The sequence below is a fragment of the Pseudarthrobacter sp. NPDC080039 genome, from assembly GCF_040702335.1.
GTDB lineage: Bacteria > Actinomycetota > Actinomycetes > Actinomycetales > Micrococcaceae > Arthrobacter > Arthrobacter enclensis_A.
Window position 1 is genome coordinate 33,641 of the sequence record NZ_JBFBKY010000002.1, and the last position, 19,348, is coordinate 52,988.

Genomic DNA, 19,348 nt, shown 5'->3' on the forward strand with positions numbered 1-19,348 from the left:
GCTTCCACCGCGGCAAAACCGCCGGTGCTGCCCGGCCCGGAGCCCGCGTGCGGGCTGTCCGTGTATGGGCTGTCCGTGTAGTAGGCGCCCACGTGCGCGGCGCCCTTCAATGCTGTGCCCGCCGGCTGACCTGCCGGGGGCCTTTCTACTACCGGGATAGTACCGGGAATCCCGGGCGTGTGCGCGGGGCGCGCCTCCCGGGCATCGCGACGGTCCCGTTCCGCGGGAATGCCCTCGAGGCGGCTGCGGCGCGCTGCCCGGTTGGGCAGCGGTGCGCCGCAGGCGGGACAAAACGTGGCCCCCGCACGAATCTGCTGTTGGCAGCGCGGGCAGCGCGGGCAGCGTTCGGCGTCGGCGGTCACTGCTGTGCTGGTCCTTGCTGGTCTGGTGCCTGCTGGTCCGGTGCCTGGTGCCCCGCCCCGGGTGCGCCCGGCTCCTGCGGCGCGGCGGCTGCGCCGGAGGTACGACGGCGGCGGGCAGCAAGGATCCCGGCCACGCCGGGCAGCGCCAAGCGGCCGCCGCGCAACGTGATGCCGTTGCCGGAGTTCATGGCGGTCCGGGCATCGGCCAGCAGCGAACGCGGCGAGAAGCGTGCCTGTTGGCGGCGCCAGAAGCCCATCCCCGCGGTCAGCTCCTTGAGCGAACCGTCAACGATGGTCCAGTACTCACGGACGTCCTCCTCCGTGGGCTCGCCGGCGCCGAAGATCGAAGCATCAGCCCGGCGGGCCAGCATTGTGGTGGTGCCCTGCGTGGCAGGGAACGCCTCGGCCAACACGGCAGCGCTTTCGCGCCGCGTCGAACGGGCGTCGACGGCGGCGCCCAGGTCGGTCGCCAGGCTCACCACTTCGCTCCAGCCCCCGCCCACCCGCTGGGCGGGGAGGCCGTCGCTGAAACGCGACTTCCGCCGTCGTGACTTCAACAGGGCAACCAGCAACAGCGGGAAGGCCAGGACCACCAGCGGAATGGCGGCGACGCCCAGCGCACCCAGGAGGGCACCCCAGAAGAGCCACGGGTTGTTCTTCTTCTGGTCCGCGTCCAGGGCGTCCGGCGAAGAGTCCGGCGGCAAGTCCGCCGGCTCCTGCGGCGGGGGCGGCGGCTGCAGCACCTGCGGCTTGGGCTTGGACTTGTTCTCGGGGTCCGGCGGGATGGGAATGTTGTCCTTGGGCGGGGTGGGGTCAAAGCTCACCCAGCCAACCCGTTCAAACGCCACCTCAACCCATGCGTGGACGTCCTTGCCGGTGATCTTCACTTCGCCTGCGCCGTTTTCCGGGCTTGTCGGATCGGGGTAGAAACCCATCACCACGCGGGAGGGGATGCCGAGGTGCCGGAGCATCAGGGACATGGCCACCGCGTACTGCTCATCGTCACCGAGCATCTGCTTGGCAGTCAGCAGGCTGCGGATACGGGCCGAACCGTGGCCCGAAACGCTGGGCAGCTGGCCCTCGCTGACCAGACCGTTGCTGAACGCCCCCGTCTTCTGGAAATGGGCCTCGATCTGGCGCACCCTGTCAATGGCGGTGGGGGCATCAGCGGACAGGTCGTTGGCCTGGGAACCCACCACCGGCGGCACCTCCAGCGGGTCCGGGAGGGAAACCTTGGCGAAGTCGTACTGGGTCAGCTGACCGTGCTCAAGCTTGACGGGATCGGATACCTGGACGCTGTATGAATCGCCGCGGGACAGGCCGTTGGTGGTCACGGCGGTGTCCGTCCCCGGGTTGAAGTAGAGGCCGGCAGCAGCTGCCGAACCTGCCTGGTCAAAGCTTATGCCCGTGGTCTTGCGGCCGCCCGGGACGAAGAAGCCTTGGTAGTCCTCGATGTTGATGCTGATCGAGTAGTCGTTGGCGGGCACCACCCCTCCCGTGTCGGCGAGCGTGTTGATGGACTTGGCATCGCCCACCTTGCTGAAGTTGCCGGAGCCGTTGGGATCCATGTTGTAGTTGGTCCCGTTGAAGGCGTCCAGGGCGCCCAGGCGGACACGCCCGTCCTTCGGCAGCCCCTTGACCACGAACAGGGTGTCGTCCTTCTTGTCCTTCACGTACGTCCGGAAGCTGGCCAGAGGTGTGATGTAGTCCTTGGGGTCGAATGGGGGCACCACCACGTTGCGGAGGACCTTGCGGTCATCCCCGGCGCTGACAAGCGGCGCAGCCACCGCGGTGATCCCCACGCTGAGGACCATCACGCCCGCGGCCATGCCGAGCCTGCGGATCCTGGCACGCCGGGCAGCAGCGCTGTCTGTCTGGGGGCTATTGACGGCCACCCTCCGGGTGCTGTTCCGCCGCAGGACGTCCCGCCGGAACGTTGCCCAGGCGATGCCCAGCACGGTCAGGCCGATCCCGCGCTCGAGCGTGAGGAACGCCGCGTTGGTGCTGAAGGCGATGCCGGTGACGAACAGGACCAGCACGGGCAGGAGTGGCAGGTACGGGCTGCGGGCCCGCCAGGTCAGGAGCGCAGCAACGAGCGCCATGAGCAGCGAGCTAAGGAAGGGCACGATGAGCACGCCGCCGGCCGTTCCCACGGGCACGCCCACCGTGAGCATGTCCTTCCAGGCGAAAACGACGCCCAGGAGCAGGGTCCGCAGCGAAGCAAGGCTGGGGACGAAGCCGGCAATAGCGGAGTCCGGCACCGCCAGCCAGGTCCCCAACACGAGATACGCAGACAGGGCCAAGGCCGTGGTGATCAGCATGCCCAGGCGCAGGTGGGCGTTGGCCGCGCCGATGGCGAGGCCAAGGATGATGCCGCCGAACCCGGACAACAGGTAGTAGGGGTCACCTCCGAAGCTCAGGCCGAACCCGAGCAGGCCCAGGCCCAGCAGGACCACCAGGGCCCCGGTGTCGAGCAGGAAGTGCCACAGCGGCTGCCCGGTTGCGAAGGCCGATTCCGGGTTGGCGGCCTTGCGGCGGGTACGGGGTTGCGGGGACCGCGTTGATGCCGTCCGGCCCGGTGCGGCGCTCATGCGGCCGCCTTTCTCAGCACGATGGCAAGGTCGGCCAGGTCGCCGAGCGTCAGGACGGTGAGGTCTGCGATGTTGGCCCTGGCGGCCGCGGCCCCGGCTTCCACCCGGACCGCAAGGCTTCGCACGCCGGGCGGAACGGAGGCGGCGGCGGAACGCAGTTGCGTTGCCGTCACATTGCTGCCCACCACGAAGAAGACCACGGAGGCGTTGGGGACCGTATCAGCCATGGTCCGGGCGAGGTCGACGGCGGTGCGGCGCATGGGAGTGCCCACGATCCGCGTCATGTCATCGAGCATGTTGCGCCCGGTCTCGCAGCGCAGCGGCCCTTTCTGGGTGAGGACGTCCAGTTCGCGCTGTTCCCGGATGGCCTGCCGGCCGATGGACGCAGCCACGGAAATGGCCATCTCAAACTCGTTTTCCGAGGCGTATTCGTCAGTATTGATGGACAGCGAGATGGCCAGGTGGGCCCTGCGGGTTTCCTCGAACTGACGCACCATCAGTTTGTTGGTGCGGGCAGTGGTCTTCCAGTGGATGTGGCGGCGGTCATCGCCCGGCACATAGTCGCGCAGGGCGTGGAAGGAGACGTCGGCGCTGGAGAGGTCCGTGGTGGGCATGCCCTCGAGGTCCCGGATGAAGCCTGCGGCGGAACCGGCCAGGGGTACAGTGCGCGGGTGGACGAAGAGGTCCTCCGGCTCTGTCCACAGCACCTGGCGGCGGAGCAGGTGCAGGGGGTCGGCGCGGACGGAGCGGACAGGCCCCACCACGATGACGGCACGCCGGGCGGTGGGAATGGTGAAGAGGTCCTCGTGGACCTGCCCCGGCTTCATCCGCGGCAGGTGGAACACGGCCGTGGTGCTGCCCACGGGCAGTTCCAGCGCGGCCGGCAGCAGCGGCCGTGCCGAGGTGTTGGAGACCGCAATGCTGCCCACCGCGCTGTCTCCCACCGTCACCCTGGTACGGGCGAGGTCCAGCACCACGCCATAGGAGGACCGGCCCAGGATGAAGGCCACGGCGAGGACGAACATGGCGAAGGCGGCTATGGACGCTGCCGTGGCTTCCTGCCAGCCGAACGCCTGCCCGGTGATCCACAGCAGGACGGCGGCGGCCAGGACGGACCAGCCAAGGATGCTGACCACGGACAGCACCGGCCACGCGTACTTCAGCCAGCTGTCCCGGACGGCACGCCAGGCAGGTGCCATGGCCTGCAGGGCGGTACTGCTGGCCTCTGACCATACTGCTGCCGGATGCAGGCGGGTGGTGCGGCCGTTCCAGTGGAGGAGCTGCTGGAGACGCTCCGCGAACCGGGTCAACGGGGTGCCGCTGGACGTGCCGTCGGACATAAAGGTGTGCCTTCGTTGTTGCGCTGGAATGGAAAGGTGGCGGCTGCAGCTTCGCGCTGCAGCCACCGGGTCAGGCGTTGGTCCGCTGCTGCGGGGCGGCTACGTCTGCCAGGATCCTGGTCAGCACGGCCTCGGCGGTGGCACCGGAAAACTCGGCTTCCGGGTCCATGACGAACCGGTGGGTCCACACCACGGCAGCCAGCTCCTTGATGTCATCCGGCAGGACGAAGTTCCGTCCCTGGGAGGCAGCCCAGACCTTGGCAGCCCGGACCATGGCCAGGGCGCCACGGACGGACACGCCCAGCCTGGTTTCCGGAGCGGTGCGGGTCTCCTCGCACAGCCGCGAAATGTACTCCAGCACCGCGGTATCGATATGTGCGGTGGCGGCGAGGTCGGCCATGTCGGCGACCGCCTGGGTGGTGATGACGGCGGACAGCTCCTTGGAGCGGTCCCTCAGGCTGCTCCCGCCCAGCAGCCGCACCGTGGAGGCGTGGTCCGGGTAGCCGATCGAGGTCTTGATCAGGAAGCGGTCCAGCTGGGCCTCGGGAAGCCGGTAGGTGCCGGCCTGCTCGATGGGGTTCTGGGTGGCCAGAACCATGAAAGGGCGGCCCGCGGAGTAGGTGACGCCGTCCACGGTCACGCGGGACTCTTCCATGACTTCCAGCAGCGCGGACTGGGTCTTGGGTGAGGCGCGGTTGATTTCATCAGCCAGGACGATGTTGTTGAAGATCGGGCCCTTGTGGAACTCGAATTTCTGCGTTTTCTGGTCGTAGATGGTCACCCCCGTGACGTCCGACGGCAGCAGGTCCGGCGTGAACTGGATGCGGTTGTTGGAGCCCTGCACCGTGGCGGCCAGGGCCCGGGCCAGGGAGGTCTTGCCGGTGCCGGGTGCGTCCTCGAACAGGACGTGGCCTTCGGCCAGCATGGCGGTGAAGGTCAGCCGGATGACGTGTTCCTTGCCCAGCACCGCCTGCCCCACGTTGGCAACCAGCTTTTCGAACGTGTCGGCAAACCACTCGGCCTGCTCGATGGTCATGGTCATGAAAAGCTCCTCTTTTTCTATACGGTTCGGTGGCAGTCAAGGGGCTTGGTGAATCAACATCTGCCGACATCCGGGCCGCTAATGTCGATGGTGGCCAGCTTCACGTACCATCCCGCCCACGGGCCACCGTCCATGCGGTACCACTTGTAGTAGCTGGGCGGGTTGGAGGTTTCGCTGGACCCGTAGATGTTCATCCAGCAGGCGCTGGGGATCCAGCCGTCGGAGTAGGACACCCAGTTTGCGTCGCTTCCGCCGCACGAGGGCGGTGAGGAACTGTAGCGGTCGGGAACGCCCGGTTTGCCGGGGCAGCTGTTGACGACCGATGCCTTGACCCTGACCTTGGTCGGGGCAGGCGGCGGGGTGGGGTCGGCACCGGACGTGGAAGTGGCGGGACCGCCAATATCGCCATTCACAACGGAGACGGCCCGAACCCGCAGGTTGTGGCTCTTGCTCCAACCTCCAGCTGAGGCGTCGAAGCGGTTGGCGGTGCCAACATTTTGCCATCCCCCGCCGTCCATGCTGACCTCGAAGTGGTTGAGCGGCCGGCCATTCATGTTGGGGTTGTTCCAGGTCCAGTGCACCTGGCCGTCGCCCTGCGTGGACGCCATACCGTTAACGCCCGGCGCGTTGGGCGGTCCGTACGGATTGCCCGTGCCGATGGCCTTGGCATCCCCGGACATGTTGTTCTTGGTGGAGGTGGCGATGATCGTGACGGTCACGTCGGTTCCGTTGGGAAGCCCGTTGATGTTGCCCCCGGGGGCAGCGATCGATCCGGACTGGCCCGAGGACGTCCGGTAGGAGTAGGCGATCTCGCTCGCGGTGGAGCCGTTGCGCTGCGCCTCCGTGAGCGGGGTGAACGTGACCTTGAGCTGTCCGCTGTTCCCGGTGTCCGCGACAGTTCCGCTGCTCACCTGGCCGGGTTTGCCTGCCGCCCGGATGGGTGCCGACTGGGCGCTGGTGGCGCTGGTGCCGGCCTTGTTGGTGGCCGCCACGGTGAACGTGTAGTTGGACTCCGAGTTATCCACCGTCACGTTCTGCGACGTGCCACCCACCTGCTGGCTGGATATCGCCGCACCGCCGCGGAGGGTGGTCAGGGTATAGGCCGAGACGGGGTCACCGTTGTTGTTCGGCGCGGACCAGACCACCCGCAGCTGGCTCTGCGAGCCGACCGGCGTTGCCTGGGACACGCTCGGGGCGGTAGGCGTGGCGGGCACGCCCGCGGGGACCTCCGCGGCTGAGTACGCGCTCCATTCGGACGGATCCCTGGCATCGTTGCGTGCCAGGACCCGGACCTTGTAGGACACGCCGTTCTGCAGGCCCTTCCAGACATAGTTGACGGACGTCAGTCCCTGGACCTGGGCGTTCTGGCCGGCCGGTGCCGGGGAGATCTCAAGGTCGTAGGACTTCACCGGTGAGCCCTTGCTCGCCGGAGCGGTCCAGTTGACCGTCAGTTGCTTGTCACCGAACTTCAGCGACGGCGCCAGCGGCGTATCCGGCTTCACGTCGGGGCGGACATCAGCCGATGCCGGGGACCGGTCGGACTCACCGAACTCATTGGTGGCCGTCACCTGGAAGTGGTAGGTGGTGTTGTTGGTCAGGCCGTTCAGGGTGCAGGTGTTGGCGGGGCAGTCCTGCCGGAAGCCACCTTCCCCATAGACGGTGTATTTGGTGATGGGCGAGCCACGGTCCGCAGGAGCGGACCAGTTCAGCAGCGCAGTCTGGTCCCCCACGCTTTGGGCCTGGGGCGTGGTGGGTGCTGCGGGCTTGTCCTTGACGGTGAGCCGGATGCGCGCCGTGGCATGCCGGGAATCGTCGCCGGTCTTGTCCTCCACCGTATAAGTCACCACCATGGTTCCGGTAAAGCCGGGCGCCGGCGTGACGGTCACCGAGTCACCGTTGACGCCCACAGTGCCGCTGCCCGTTTCGGTGTTGGCGGCAATGATCTTCAACGGGGTCTCGGGGAATGGGTTGGCGTCGTTGGCCAGGACGTTGATGGTCACGGGCTTGCCGGCGGCAGCGTTTGGTTCCACATCGTCGTTGGCCACAGGCTTGGGCCGGTTGGAAGCGGTGACCCCAAGCTGGTACGTGGCCGTCGCCGCGAGGCCCCGGGGATCCGTGGCCTTCACCTGCACCGCGCCGCGGGTTCCGGGAGCCGTCGAATCGGCCGCCGACACCTTCAGGGACTTGCCCTCAATGCTCGCATTGAAGCCGGCGGGGGCATTCCCTACGAGCTCGTACTTCATGTTTTCGACGTCGTCCCGGTCAGGGTCGGAGGTCAGTTTGCCCAGGTCGGTGCTGGCCGAGTCGCCCTTGGGGACGTCCACGTCAGCCCCAAGCAGCTCCGGCGGATTGTTCTTGTTGGGGTCCGGGAGGACCTTCGTGCGGATGCTGAGGGTGGACTTCAGGCCGGCCGGATCGTCAGGTCCCGTACCGTCCGTCACCTCGAAGGTCAATGACCCCGGCCCAACGTAGTCCGCACCTGCCGCGTACTTCAGGCCGGCGCCGTCCCGGGTGACCGGGTCGCCGCCGTCGGCACCGATGAGCTTGATCCGGTCAGCCTGGGTCAGGCGGGGCGAGCGCCCTTCCCGTACCTTGACCCATTCCTTGAGGTCGACGTCGACGGACTGGCCGGCGACCACTTCGAGGACTTCGTCCTTGGCGAGGGTGGGTACCTGCTGCCCGAGGCCGGGCACCCAGATGATGGCCGTGGACTGCAGGCCGTCAACGTCCTCTACGGTGTACGGGATGAGCTGGGGCTGTTCGGTGAGGTCGACCAGCACATTGCCGTTGCCGCCGGGCCGGGCCGTTGCGGCCCCGGTACTGATCTTCAGGTTTTCGCCCACACCGTCCGGGTCCTCGTCGTTCTTGAGGACCGGCACGTCCACGGCAGTCTTGCCCATGGCCTGCGCCGAGGTCACCCTGTCATCCCGCGCAATCGGCGCCTTCAGGGGTACGTCCTTGTCCACCACCAGGCGGATGGTGGCCTGCGCGGTGGCATCCCGGTCATCCGCAACGGTGTACCGGACGTTGTAGGTCCCGGCCTCGTTCGGGGCCTGGAGGATGATGCGGCCGCTGTTCTTGCTGACGGTGGCCTGAAGGGCGGGATCAGCCTCGATGCCGTCGGTCAGGATGCGGATGCGGTCGCCGTCGGGATCCGTGTCATTGGCGGTTGCGTCCACTGCGATCTGGCGGCCCGGGCGCACCCGGACCTCGTCGTCCACCGGGGTGGGCTTTTGGTTGGTCTCGCCGCGCGGCGCGATGCCCACCGTCACGGTCCCCGTGTTCACGGCCCCCTGGCGGTCCACCACCTTGTAGCGGAAGGTATCGGTACCGGCACCGTCCCCGGCTGCGGTGAAGTCAATGAAGTTGCTGCCTACTGTGGCCGTGCCCATGGCAGGAGTGCTGTCAATACCGGTCAGCTGGACGGAGTCGCCATCGGGATCGATTCCGTCCAGTGGAACGGGGATCCTGACAGTGCCTGCCGCCACTACGCGGGCAGTGAGGTTCTTCGGCTGGGGCCGTGAGTTCTCGGCGCCTTCCAGCGGGAGGATGTGGATAGTGACGGCGGCGGCGCTCTTTTGGCCTTCCGGATCCACGGCGTTGTAGATGGCACGCACGGTCTTTGGCTGGCTCCCGGCGATGAACCGCAGGTTGTTCTCGGAGACGAAGCTCTTGCCGTCGGCCGGGTCCACGGGCTGCGGCAGCACGGGGTCCACCGTCAACTCCTGGCCCTGCGGGTGCGTGTCGTTGTCCAGGACCGGAATAGTGACTACGTCGTTGACACGGACATTCACCTCGTCCGGTTTGGGCTGCGGCGCTTCCAGCACCGCAGGGGCCGGGACGGGTACCACGGACACGCTTCCGGTAGCCGATTTCCTGCCGTTGGACATGGTGTATTCGAACAGGATGGGATCCTTGGTCCCCAGGATGTCCGTGATCCGCAGGACGCTGTGGTTGATCACGCTGACGGATACGGCGGCGTGATCAGGGAGCTTGACGGACTGCAGCACCAGGACGCCGCCGGAGGGATCGGAGTCATTGGCCAGCGGGTCCAACAGCACGCTTCCGCCGGTGGGCATCAGGGCTACGTCGTGGACGGCCACGGGGTCGCCGCCGTCGTTACCGGACTCCACGTCCACGCGGATGAGGCCTTGGCTGCTCTGGGGCCCGTTGCTGGCGATGTACGTCAGGTAGACGGGTCCGGGGGTAGTACTGCGGAAGGTGAACGTGCCGCCGTCGGTAACGGGGCCAAGTTCGGCGGGGCCGTTGGCTTCCACCTGTGCCAGGCGGAGGGCGCCGCCGTTGGGGTCGACGTCGTTCTTCAGCGGGGAGATGACCAGGTCCTGGCCCACCACGGCGGTGACGTGGTCAGCGTTGACCACCGGTGCCAGGGCTCCGGGCGGCCGGACGTTGACCACTACCTTGCCGGTGACGGTGGCCCGGCCGTCCCAGATGGTGACCTGGACGTTCTTCTTGCCGGCGGTTGCGCCGGAGTCCTGGAAGGTGAGCAGGCCGTCGCGCCGGACCTTGACCTGGTCCTGGTCGTTGTCCGCTTTCGCGTCCAGCAGGACCAGGTCGTCGCCGTCGGGGTCGATCCAGTCGGTAAGGATGTTCTGGCTGACGGTTTTGCCCTGTTCCACCAGCATGGTGGTGTCCTCACCGCGCTTGAACTTCGGCGGCTTGTTTTCGTCCGGTCCCACCACGCTGAGTGTGACCTGGCCGGTTGCGGACAGGCCGCGTCCGTCCGAGGCACTGTAATTGAAGGTCTCCGTGCCCGGCTTTGCGTCCGCCGGCACGGTGATCTGGAAGGCAGTTCCGCCGTAGATGCTTTCCAGCGTCCCGACTTTCGGTCCGGCGCCCGCCGCAACAGCCGCCGTGAGGACGTCGCCGTCGGGGTCCGAGTCGTTGTCCAGGACGCTGAGGACGGTGGTGCGCCCGGGCCGGACGCCGATGACGTCGGGCTTGGTTTCCGGCGGACGGTTGGGCTTGGTGCGGTCCGGCAGGATGTTGATCGTGTTGTTGTCCGCCGACTCCTGGTCCTGGTCGTCGGACTGGTTCTTGGGCGGGATGACGTCGTCCCAGTTGTTGACCAGCTGCATGTTCTGGTTCACCAGCCACACGTTCCCGGAGTTCACATCATTGAGGACCACCAGGTCCCGGTTCACGCGGAAGACGTACGACGGCGACGCACTCGCCTTCGGCACGTCCACCTTCTTGTCATCACCATCATTGACACAGTCCCGGACATACTTGTTCGCCCCAGACCACGCCGCATGCACACAACCGCCCAACTGCACCGGAGCAGCCGGGACGCCCTCGCCGTCGAACGTCACCGTCTTGGCCGTACCCCCGCCCAGCGGCTGCTTCACCAACGCCTTGCGCGTCGCAACAGCAACAACATCACTGCCAGGCCCCGGCTGCTGGAGCTTCGCATCCCGCGCATCATCCAGCGCCAACCGCTTCCCACCAGGCAAAAACAAATTCCCCGCCGCAGCATCCAACACCACCGGCTGGTCCCCCACCACCGTCATCTGCAAATCCCCGGCACCCTTAAGCCCATCCCAGGCGCTGGACTCGGACGACACCTTCTCCCCACCGGCATCCACACCCGTCACCGTCACCACCCCGGTCTTCGGATCCGCAGAATAAATCCGGTCATCAGAACCAACCACAGACACAATGCCCGCAGAACCCACCAGCACCGGCTCCGACGCTTCCTTATCAAAACCATTCACCGTCGACGGCGAAACAGCCCACACCTTCCCCGACGACGCCTCCGTTACAGAAATCGTCTGCGCACCAAAACTCACCACAGCAGAACCCGGCAACTGCTTATCCCCACCCAAACGCATATTCGCCGGAGACACCTGGTTCAACGTCGAACCAGTCACATCATCGACAAACACCTCACCCGCATGCTGCAACACATCAAACGTCGTCGATGCCGGCGTGACCGCGCCATCCAACACCCGGGACGGATAATTCAACCGCCCCACAGCATTCTTCGACTTCGACACCACCCACACGCCACCGTCATTCAACTCCACCTCAGTGGTCTTAAACCCCGGATACAACACAGCACCCGTCACCACTACCGCCACCACAGCACCAAAAGCAGTACCAGCGATCCGGCGGGAGCGCATCATCCGGCGCCATGGGGATACAGCGGCGCCAGGGCTCTTAGGGCGCGTTTGTCCGCGACGGTTCATGAGTGGAAATCCCCCGGATAGATTTTGGCTCGTTGCCGGGCAGCCGGCATCACAGGACCCCCGGGCACCACAACGATACCCCTATACGCCAGCAAATGGACAAATTCTTCCGGGCCGGTTTGGAAACCCGGCGCCGGGTCACGTCCTAGTCCAGGACCAGGCCCTTGCCACGGCCGCGGGAGAGCTGGACCGGGTTGATCTCGCCGAAGCCGCGGACGTTCTCCGGAGCCTGGGGCGTCATCACGAACCGCTCGTCGTGCTCCAGCGCGGACGCCGTCATGGAATCCACCAGCACCGTCCCCGGGTCGGCGAGGGTGGTCAGGCGTGCCGCGAGATTGACGGTAGGTCCGTAGATGTCGCCCAGGCGCGACAGGATCCTCCCCCACACCATGGCCACCCGGGCTTCGGGGAGGATCTCGTCCTCGGTGAAGGCCTCGGCCAGTGCCAGCGAAATCTCTGCCCCGGCCGCCGGGGTTTCGGCGATGTACAGGACTTCGTCACCCACGGTCTTGACCAGCCTGCCGCCGCCCACGGAAATGATCTCGGCGCATTTGTTCTCGAAGCGCTGGACCAGCCGCGCGAGAGTCTTCTCGTTCATCCGCCGGGACAGGCTGGTGTAGGACACCAGGTCCGCGAACCCCACGGCGCGGGCCAGGGGCAGCGGGGCGTCGTCCTCGTCGCCTTCCCGGCCCTCTTCGCTGGCCTGCAGGCCGGCCTCGGCCCGGACTGCCAGCCGCTGGACCCCCGCGTTGAGCTGCCGCCGCCAGGAGTAGACCAGGACCTCCTCAAGGGCGTCCACCAGTGCGGGAAGTTCGTTGACCAGCCGCTTGCGGGCCACCGCGTCGGTGACTCCCTGTTCGTGGACCATGTCCTCCACCAGGGCTTCGATCTGCCAGACGACCATGCGGTCGGTCATCTGGCCGATGGAGCGGGTGACCGAGATGGCGGCTTCCTCCGTGAGCTTGCCGGCTCGGACCAGGTCGACCACGGTGGACAGCGCCGCCTGGTCCCGTTCGGTGAAGGCAACGTCCTCGTCGCCGAAGTTCGGAAATCCCAATGCCCGCCAGAGCTTGCGGGCGGAGAGGAGGGAGAGCCCGGCGCCGGCGGCAACTTCACGACGGCGGAGCTTGCGTTCCCCGCCCAAAAGGCGGGCTTCGAGGGCTTTCATGGCGAGGCGTTCGGCGGACATGACGCCGGTGGGCGGGTGGCGGTCCATCCCGGTCGCCGCCGCGGTGGAAGCGGGTTCGGATCCGGTCGGGTCGGTCGACGGGCCCGCGGAAGATCCACCGTCGGGACCAAAGGCGGCGCGGGTTGGGATGTGCTCGACGCGTTCCTGCTGGGCCTCATCGGTCATCCCGTCCACCTTCTCTCATGTCCTCCGGAAAAGCACCGGCGGGGTAATACGTCGCGCCGCCCGGCTGGGCCCCGCTGTCGTCCGGCAGTTCCCCGATGGCGTCGAGGATAAAGTCGCGGAACCTGGCAACCTCGGGCACATCGCGAAAGGTCACAAGACCCGGGTGCCCGGTTTCCAAGGATATATTCCCCGAGCGCACCAGTCGCTGCAGCACCGATTCATGGACCGTGAGGTTGCGCACCGATGCCAGGTTCACCTGCTGGTCGCGTCGGTTCAGCAGTCCGTAGCGGGCCACCAGCCGGTGGCTGGTCAGGATGTAGCGTGTCCCCTGCCAGCGGAGCAGGCGGGGCAGGCAGTAGCCCAGCCACACGGCAGCAGCTGCGACGATGCAGGCGGCGACCAGCCAGGGAGTCCATTGGCGGCCGAGTGCGGGGGCCAGGCGTGCTGCGCCGCCCCGGATGATCCAGGCGCTGCCGTACGCCGCCAGCGCCGGGGCCAGCACGAACGCCACGGCTGCCCCGGCCAGCTTCCTGGGCTGCGGGCGGGTAGTGACGATGACCTGCTCCCCGGGAAGGAGGTTCTTACGCATAACCGCCTTGGTCGGGTTCATCCGGCGAGGTCCAGGGCCGCAGGTGCACCACGTCCCCCGCAGTCACCACATGCTCGCGTGAGTTACTGTCCACCACCAGCAGGGAGCCGTATTCGTCCAGCCGCGAAGCGTGTCCAATGATTTCGTGGTCGCCGGGCAACTGCGCGCGGACCTGCTTGCCCAGCGTGACCATCACGGCTTCCACCCTCTTGTGAAGGGACGGGCCACCGGCCATACCGGCAGCGGGGTCGCCGTCGGCGTTGCAGAAACTGCGGTACAGGGCCGCAAAGTGCGACAGGTAGCTCTTCAGGAGGGCGGTGCGGTCCGTGGTGCGGGCACCTTCCAGGGCCACCGAGGTGGCCGTGGGAACCGGAAGCTCATTCTCACGCAGCGTCACGTTCAGGCCGGTGCCCAGGATGACGGGGGGCACCCTGCCGTCCGTCATGGGTCCAAGCTGGGCCAGGATGCCCGCGATCTTCCTGCCCCGCACCAGGACATCGTTAGGCCATTTGAGCTCCGCCGGAATGCCGGCCGTCTCCAGGAGGGTCTCGCGCAGCGCGAGTGCTGCGATCAGGGACAGCCACGAGTAGCTCTGGGCGGGCAGCGGCCCGCCCTCTGCGTTGACCGGGCGCAGCACCACGGAGACGGACACCGAACTCAGCGGCGGCGCTTCCCAATGCCGGTCCAGCCGGCCCCGCGCCGCGGTCTGGTACTCGGCGGTGAGAACGGAGAGGTCGGGCCACGCCGCCGGATCCACTGTGGCGCCGCGCAGTAGGTCTGCGTTCGTCGAGCCGGTGGAGTCCACCACGTCGAGCCGGGGAATCCCCGTGGCGGAGAGGAAGCGCTGGTCGGCCAGGTCCCCTCGGTTCAGGGGGGTGCCCGGTGCGTGTGCGTCGTCCATGCCTAAATCCTACCGAGCCGAATCGTGCCCGGCGGTGCGCCGCCCAGGCAGGTTTCGCTACAGGAAGATGTCCGGGACCAGGCGGTCTTCCGGTGCGCCGAGGCTGTAGGGGCGGAAGTCGGTCACCCCGGCGGCGCTCAGGACCTGCTCATCCGTGTAGAAGTTGCCCGACGGCGGGGCGCCGGGTGCAAGGTTGCCTCCGGTGAGGACTGCGTGGGCTGCGTCCGCCATGATCTGCGGTCCGCGGGCCGCAAGGACCATGGTCTCACCGTGCGGCATGTTGCGGATGGCGGCTGTGTCGATCAGCGTGCAGGGCCAGAGCGAGTTCACCCGGATCCCGTCGGCCTTCAGTTCCTCGGCAAGGCCCAGCGTTGTCAGGCTCATGCCGTATTTGGCCATGGTGTAGGCGAGGTGCCGGGCCGCCCAGGACGGATCGAGGTTCAGCGGCGGCGAGAGGGTGAGGATCTGCCCCTGCTCGGAGGCCCGGAGTGCCGGGAGCGCAAGCTTGGACAGCAGGAAGGTGCCCCGGACGTTGATGTCCTGCATCAGGTCGTACCTCTTCATGTCCACAGCGTCGGTGGCGGACAGGTCGATGGCCGAGGCGTTGTTAATGACGACGTCGATTCCGCCGAAGCGGTCAACGGCGGCTTCCACGGCGCCGGCAACATCCTCATCCCGGCGCACATCGCCCACCAGCGGCAACGCCTGGCCGCCGGCCTTTTCAAGTTCGGCGGCGGCGGTGTACACCGTGCCCTCCAGTTTTGGGTGCGGTTCGCCCGTCTTGGCCAGGAGCACGATGTTGGCGCCGTCGCGCGCCGCCCTCCTGGCGATGGCCAAGCCGATTCCCCGGCTTCCGCCGGAAATGAGGATGGTCCGGCCGGCGAGGGAACCTGCTGCCCGGTACGGGCTTTCAGAAGCATGCAAAGCATCGTCGCTTGAAGTCATGGGACCACTGTAGCCCAACTAAGTTACCAGCGAGTAACATTGTGGAGGGGTTGCTCGAACGGCAGAAAATTGTAGGATCCCTACAGCTGCGGGCGTCCAAAGCGTCACTAGACTTGCCAGCAGGGTTCGTCTTTTGTGTGGATGCTACTTAACGCTCCGGACAGTGCGGCCCGCCAGCCAACAGAACTGACCTGCTACAGAGCCGGAGACACTTGATGAGCCACGATCTGACAACGACAGCGGGAAAGATTGCCGATTTCCGCGACCGCCAGGCGCGTGCTGAACAGCCCTCCGGCCCTGAAGCCATCGAAAAACAGCATGCACGCGGCAAGAACACGGCCCGCGAGCGCATCGCCATGCTGCTGGACGAAGATTCGTTTGTCGAGTTCGACGCCCTGGCCGTGCACCGTTCCACCGCCTTCGGCATGGAAAAGAAGAAGCCGCTCGGCGACGGCCTGGTTTCCGGCTACGGCACGGTGGACGGACGGCTGGTGGCCGTCTACTCCCAGGACTTCACGGTCTACGGCGGCTCCCTCAGCCAGGTCAACGGCGAAAAGATCGTCAAGGTCCAGGAGTTTGCGCTCCGCAACGGCTGCCCCGTCGTCGGCATCCTGGACGGCGGCGGCGCCCGCATCCAGGAAGGCGTGGCCTCGCTGGCCATGTTCGCGGATATCTTCCGCAACAACGTCCACGCCAGCGGCGTGGTGCCGCAGATCTCGCTCATCATGGGCCCGTCCGCCGGCGGCGCTGCCTACTCGCCGGCCCTCACCGACTACGTGGTGATGGTGGACAAGACCTCGCACATGTTCATCACCGGCCCCGACGTCATCAAGACGGTCACCGGTGAAGACGTGGACATGGAAACCCTCGGCGGCGCCCGCCAGCACAACGCCACCACCGGAACTTCCACCTACCTGGCCTCGGATGAAACCGACGCCATCGAGTTCGTGCGCGAACTGCTGGACTTCCTCCCCTCCAACAACCTCGCAGAGGCACCCGTCCTGGGCCACCAGCAGGAGCTGGAGATTGACGACGACGACCTCGCCCTGGACACGCTGGTCCCGGATTCCGCCAACCAGCCCTACGACATGCGTGCCGTAGTGGAGCAGATCGTGGACGACGGGCACTTCCTGGAGATGCAGGCCCTGTACGCCCCCAACGTGATGATCGGCTACGGCCGCGTGGAGGGCCACACCGTAGGCATCGTGGCAAACCAGCCGTTGCAGTTCGCCGGCACCCTGGACATCGCCGCCTCGGAAAAAGCGGCCCGATTCGTGCGCCACTGCGACGCCTTCAACATCCCCATCATCACCCTGGTGGACGTCCCCGGCTTCCTCCCCGGAAAGGACCAGGAGTTCCAGGGGATCATCCGCCGCGGCGCCAAACTCCTCTACGCCTACGCTGAGGCCACTGTTCCCAAACTCACCGTGATTACCCGCAAGGCCTACGGCGGCGCCTACATCGTCATGGGCTCCAAGAAGCTCGGTGCCGACCTGAACCTGGCCTGGCCCACGGCCCAGATCGGCGTCATGGGCGCGCAGGGCGCCGTGAACATCCTCTACCGGCGCGACCTCGCCACGGTTGCCCAGGACGGCGGCGACGTTGAAGCCCGCCGCGCCGAGGTGATCCGGCAGTACGAGGAAGAACTCCTCAACCCCTACCAGGCGGCCGAACTTGGCTACGTGGACGCCGTGATCGCCCCCTCGGACACCCGCATCCAGATCATCAAGGGACTGCGCGCCCTGCGTGACAAACGCGCAAGCCTCCCCGCCAAGAAGCATGGGAACATCCCGCTGTGACCCCGAGCCCAAATGTGCCTGAGGCCGCCGAAACTCCCGCCACTCCCCTGCTCTCTGTTGTCAAAGGGCAGCCGACCGCCGAGGAACTGGCCGCACTGACCGCCGTCGTCCTTTCCCTCGGCGGCGAAAGCGCTGTCCCTGCCCGGACACCGGCCGTGCGGCACTGGGTGCGGCGGCAGCAGCTTCGGCTTGCCCCCGCCCCCGGGCCGGGCGCCTGGAAGCGCAGCCAGGGCTGACCCTCCCCACCGCCTCCCTAACCTCGCTTCGCTCGGCCAGGGAACCCCCGGCGGCGTGGGCCCACCCACATCCGGTAACCGCGCTTCGCTCGGCCAGGGAACCCGCGGCGGCGTGGGCCCACCCGGCCGGCCTGAGCGGCTAGGCTCGGAATGTGACTATCGACACTGCACCCGCCGCCCGTCCGCGTACCCGGATCGACGCCGTCGCGGACGACTACACCGACACCCTGATCAGGCTCAACCCGACGTTCGCCACCACCCTTGGCCTGCCCGGACATGAAACGGAGTACCAGGACTTCTCACCCGCCGGCATCGCAGGATTCGCCGAGGCGGCACGCGACGCACTCGCCGCGCTGGAGGGCCTGGAACCGGAGGACGACGTGGACGCCGTCACCCTGGACGCCATGCGGGAGCGGCTCGGCCTGCAGCTCCTCATCCACGCCTCCGGCTGGGAGTACGCGGAACTGAACAACATAGCCTCCCCGGCCCAGGACATCAGGGCCATCTTCGACCTCATGCCCACCGGGACGGAGCAGGACTGGGAGCACATTGCGGGGCGTGCGCACAACGTGCCAGCTGCCATCCGCGGCTACACCGAGTCCCTGCGCCTGGCCAGGGACGCCGGCAAGGTGGCCGCCGCCCGCCAGGTGCGGATCGTCATCGAACAGGTGACCAAGTACGCCGCCGAAGACGGCTTCTTCGCCAAGCTGGCGGCGGAAGCCTCCACGGCCTCCGGAGCGTTGCCGCCTGCGCTGCAGGAAAAGCTCGACGCCGGCGCTGACGCCGCACGGCGTGCCTACACCGGGCTGGCAGAGTTCCTGCGTACCGAACTACTCCCCGCCGCGCCCGAGAAAGACGCCGTGGGGAGAACCCGTTACTCCCTGGCCTCCAGGTCATTCCTCGGTGCCGAGGTGGACCTTGAGGAGACGTACACCTGGGGCGTCCAGGAACTCGACCGCCTTATCGCCGAACAGGAGAAGGTGGCAGCCGCCATCAAGGCAGGGGCCTCGATCGCCGAGGCCAAGGAAATCCTCAACAACGACCCCGCGCGCCAGCTCAAAGGCACCGATGCCCTGCGGGAATGGATGCAGCACCTTTCGGACAAAGCCGTTGCCGAACTCGCCGGAGTGCACTTCGACATCCCCGACGTGATGAAGAAACTCGAATGCAGGATCGCGCCCACGGACGAAGGCGGCATCTACTACACGGGCCCCTCCGACGACTTCAGCCGCCCCGGCCGGATGTGGTGGTCCGTCCCCGCCGGCGAGGACACATTCACCACCTGGGCCGAAACCACCACGGTGTACCACGAGGGTGTTCCCGGCCACCACCTCCAGGTGGCCACCGCAACCTACCGCCGCGAACTGCTGAACAAATGGCGCCGCAACGTCTGCTGGACCTCCGGCCACGGCGAAGGATGGGCGCTGTACGCGGAAAAGCTCATGCAGGAACTGGGCTACCTCAGCGACCCCGGCGACCACATGGGCATGCTGGACATGCAGCGCATGCGCGCCGCCCGCGTGGTCTTCGACATCGGCGTCCACCTTGAACTCGGGATGCCCGAACGCTGGGGCTCCGGCACCTGGACCGCCGACAAGGGCTATGCCTTCCTCAAGGAAAACCTCCCCATCAGCGAAGGCCAGCTCAACTTCGAATTCACCCGCTACCTTGGCTGGCCAGGACAGGCGCCCTCCTACAAGGTGGGGCAGCGGCTCTGGGAACAGATCCGCGCCGAACTCGAAACCAGGCCCGGATTCGACCTCAAGGAGTTCCACACGAAGGCCCTCAACATCGGCTCCGTTGGGCTGGACACCCTCCGCCGGGCGCTGTTGGGATAGCCCGGGCAGCGCGGCCATCACCCCCGGCGCGGAGAGACATTAAGCACACCAATGCCGGGAATAAGTAACACAAGCCGCTGTGCGCCTTGTGTTTCCGGGGTTTTCCTGTCTCTCCGCCAACTTCTGGCGCGTAATATTTCTC

General features: G+C 66.9%; 11 protein-coding genes and 1 pseudogene. 3 read left to right on the top strand and 9 right to left on the bottom strand.

Annotated elements, in window-relative coordinates; translation table 11 throughout:
- Positions 1–272: 272 nt before the first annotated feature.
- From AB0313_RS02155 to AB0313_RS02195, 9 genes and pseudogenes are all read right to left on the bottom strand, one after another.
- A pseudogene (locus tag AB0313_RS02155) lies at positions 273–362 on the bottom strand (zinc-ribbon domain-containing protein); the annotation flags it as partial.
- Entirely contained in the window at positions 359–2,953 is a 2,595-nt protein-coding gene (locus AB0313_RS02160; protein WP_366303299.1) for a transglutaminase-like domain-containing protein, read from the bottom strand. The pseudogene AB0313_RS02155 and the gene AB0313_RS02160, both read right to left, overlap by 4 nt.
- On the bottom strand, positions 2,950–4,293 hold the full coding sequence (locus tag AB0313_RS02165) for a DUF58 domain-containing protein (RefSeq protein ID WP_366303301.1): 1,344 nt from the start codon (positions 4,291–4,293) through the stop codon (positions 2,950–2,952). The genes AB0313_RS02160 and AB0313_RS02165 overlap by 4 nt, the downstream gene beginning before the upstream one ends.
- 70 nt (positions 4,294–4,363) lie before the next feature.
- Complete coding sequence (locus tag AB0313_RS02170; RefSeq protein ID WP_307303442.1) at positions 4,364–5,335, bottom strand: MoxR family ATPase; 972 nt, start codon at positions 5,333–5,335, stop codon at positions 4,364–4,366.
- A gap of 53 nt (positions 5,336–5,388) precedes the next feature.
- The gene (locus tag AB0313_RS02175) at positions 5,389–11,481 is read right to left on the bottom strand and encodes an Ig-like domain-containing protein (RefSeq protein WP_366303303.1); all 6,093 of its coding nucleotides are present in this window, start codon (positions 11,479–11,481) and stop codon (positions 5,389–5,391) included.
- A gap of 208 nt (positions 11,482–11,689) precedes the next feature.
- Positions 11,690–12,760, bottom strand: coding sequence for an adenylate/guanylate cyclase domain-containing protein (locus tag AB0313_RS02180; RefSeq protein WP_307303698.1), 1,071 nt, complete (start codon positions 12,758–12,760; stop codon positions 11,690–11,692).
- 127 nt (positions 12,761–12,887) lie between these two features.
- Positions 12,888–13,487: a PH domain-containing protein gene (locus AB0313_RS02185; protein ID WP_366303305.1), complete on the bottom strand. Its 600-nt coding sequence runs from the start codon at positions 13,485–13,487 to the stop codon at positions 12,888–12,890.
- On the bottom strand, positions 13,480–14,388 hold the full coding sequence (locus AB0313_RS02190; RefSeq protein ID WP_366303307.1) for a biotin--[acetyl-CoA-carboxylase] ligase: 909 nt from the start codon (positions 14,386–14,388) through the stop codon (positions 13,480–13,482). Before AB0313_RS02190 ends, AB0313_RS02185 begins: the two co-directional genes overlap by 8 nt.
- 57 nt (positions 14,389–14,445) lie before the next feature.
- A complete protein-coding gene (locus tag AB0313_RS02195; protein WP_366303309.1) occupies positions 14,446–15,333 on the bottom strand; it encodes an NAD(P)-dependent oxidoreductase in 888 nt (295 codons plus the stop codon).
- Positions 15,334–15,548: 215 nt separating this feature from the next.
- On the opposite strand from AB0313_RS02195, the gene AB0313_RS02200 reads away from it, so the two are divergent.
- The 3 genes from AB0313_RS02200 to AB0313_RS02210 all read left to right on the top strand — a co-directional run bounded on the left by AB0313_RS02200 (position 15,549) and on the right by AB0313_RS02210 (position 19,206).
- Positions 15,549–17,132: an acyl-CoA carboxylase subunit beta gene (locus AB0313_RS02200; RefSeq protein ID WP_141940655.1), complete on the top strand. Its 1,584-nt coding sequence runs from the start codon at positions 15,549–15,551 to the stop codon at positions 17,130–17,132.
- Positions 17,129–17,368, top strand: a complete 240-nt coding sequence (locus AB0313_RS02205; protein WP_366303311.1) for an acyl-CoA carboxylase subunit epsilon — start codon at positions 17,129–17,131, stop codon at positions 17,366–17,368. Before AB0313_RS02200 ends, AB0313_RS02205 begins: the two co-directional genes overlap by 4 nt.
- A 152-nt stretch (positions 17,369–17,520) precedes the next feature.
- A complete protein-coding gene (locus AB0313_RS02210) occupies positions 17,521–19,206 on the top strand; it encodes a DUF885 domain-containing protein (RefSeq protein WP_141940654.1) in 1,686 nt (561 codons plus the stop codon).
- The last annotated feature ends 142 nt before the right edge of the window (positions 19,207–19,348 follow it).

What these genes read in the sequence shown, in the direction of transcription:
- AB0313_RS02160 (WP_366303299.1), bottom strand. Translation starts at nt 2,953, where the DNA reads ATGAGCGCCGCACCGGGCCGGACGGCATCAACGCGGTCCCCGCAACCC.
- AB0313_RS02165 (WP_366303301.1), bottom strand. Translation starts at nt 4,293, where the DNA reads ATGTCCGACGGCACGTCCAGCGGCACCCCGTTGACCCGGTTCGCGGAG.
- AB0313_RS02170 (WP_307303442.1), bottom strand. Translation starts at nt 5,335, where the DNA reads ATGACCATGACCATCGAGCAGGCCGAGTGGTTTGCCGACACGTTCGAA.
- AB0313_RS02175 (WP_366303303.1), bottom strand. Translation starts at nt 11,481, where the DNA reads ATGATGCGCTCCCGCCGGATCGCTGGTACTGCTTTTGGTGCTGTGGTG.
- AB0313_RS02180 (WP_307303698.1), bottom strand. Translation starts at nt 12,760, where the DNA reads ATGGACCGCCACCCGCCCACCGGCGTCATGTCCGCCGAACGCCTCGCC.
- AB0313_RS02185 (WP_366303305.1), bottom strand. Translation starts at nt 13,487, where the DNA reads ATGCGTAAGAACCTCCTTCCCGGGGAGCAGGTCATCGTCACTACCCGC.
- AB0313_RS02190 (WP_366303307.1), bottom strand. Translation starts at nt 14,388, where the DNA reads ATGGACGACGCACACGCACCGGGCACCCCCCTGAACCGAGGGGACCTG.
- AB0313_RS02195 (WP_366303309.1), bottom strand. Translation starts at nt 15,333, where the DNA reads ATGACTTCAAGCGACGATGCTTTGCATGCTTCTGAAAGCCCGTACCGG.
- AB0313_RS02200 (WP_141940655.1), top strand. Translation starts at nt 15,549, where the DNA reads ATGAGCCACGATCTGACAACGACAGCGGGAAAGATTGCCGATTTCCGC.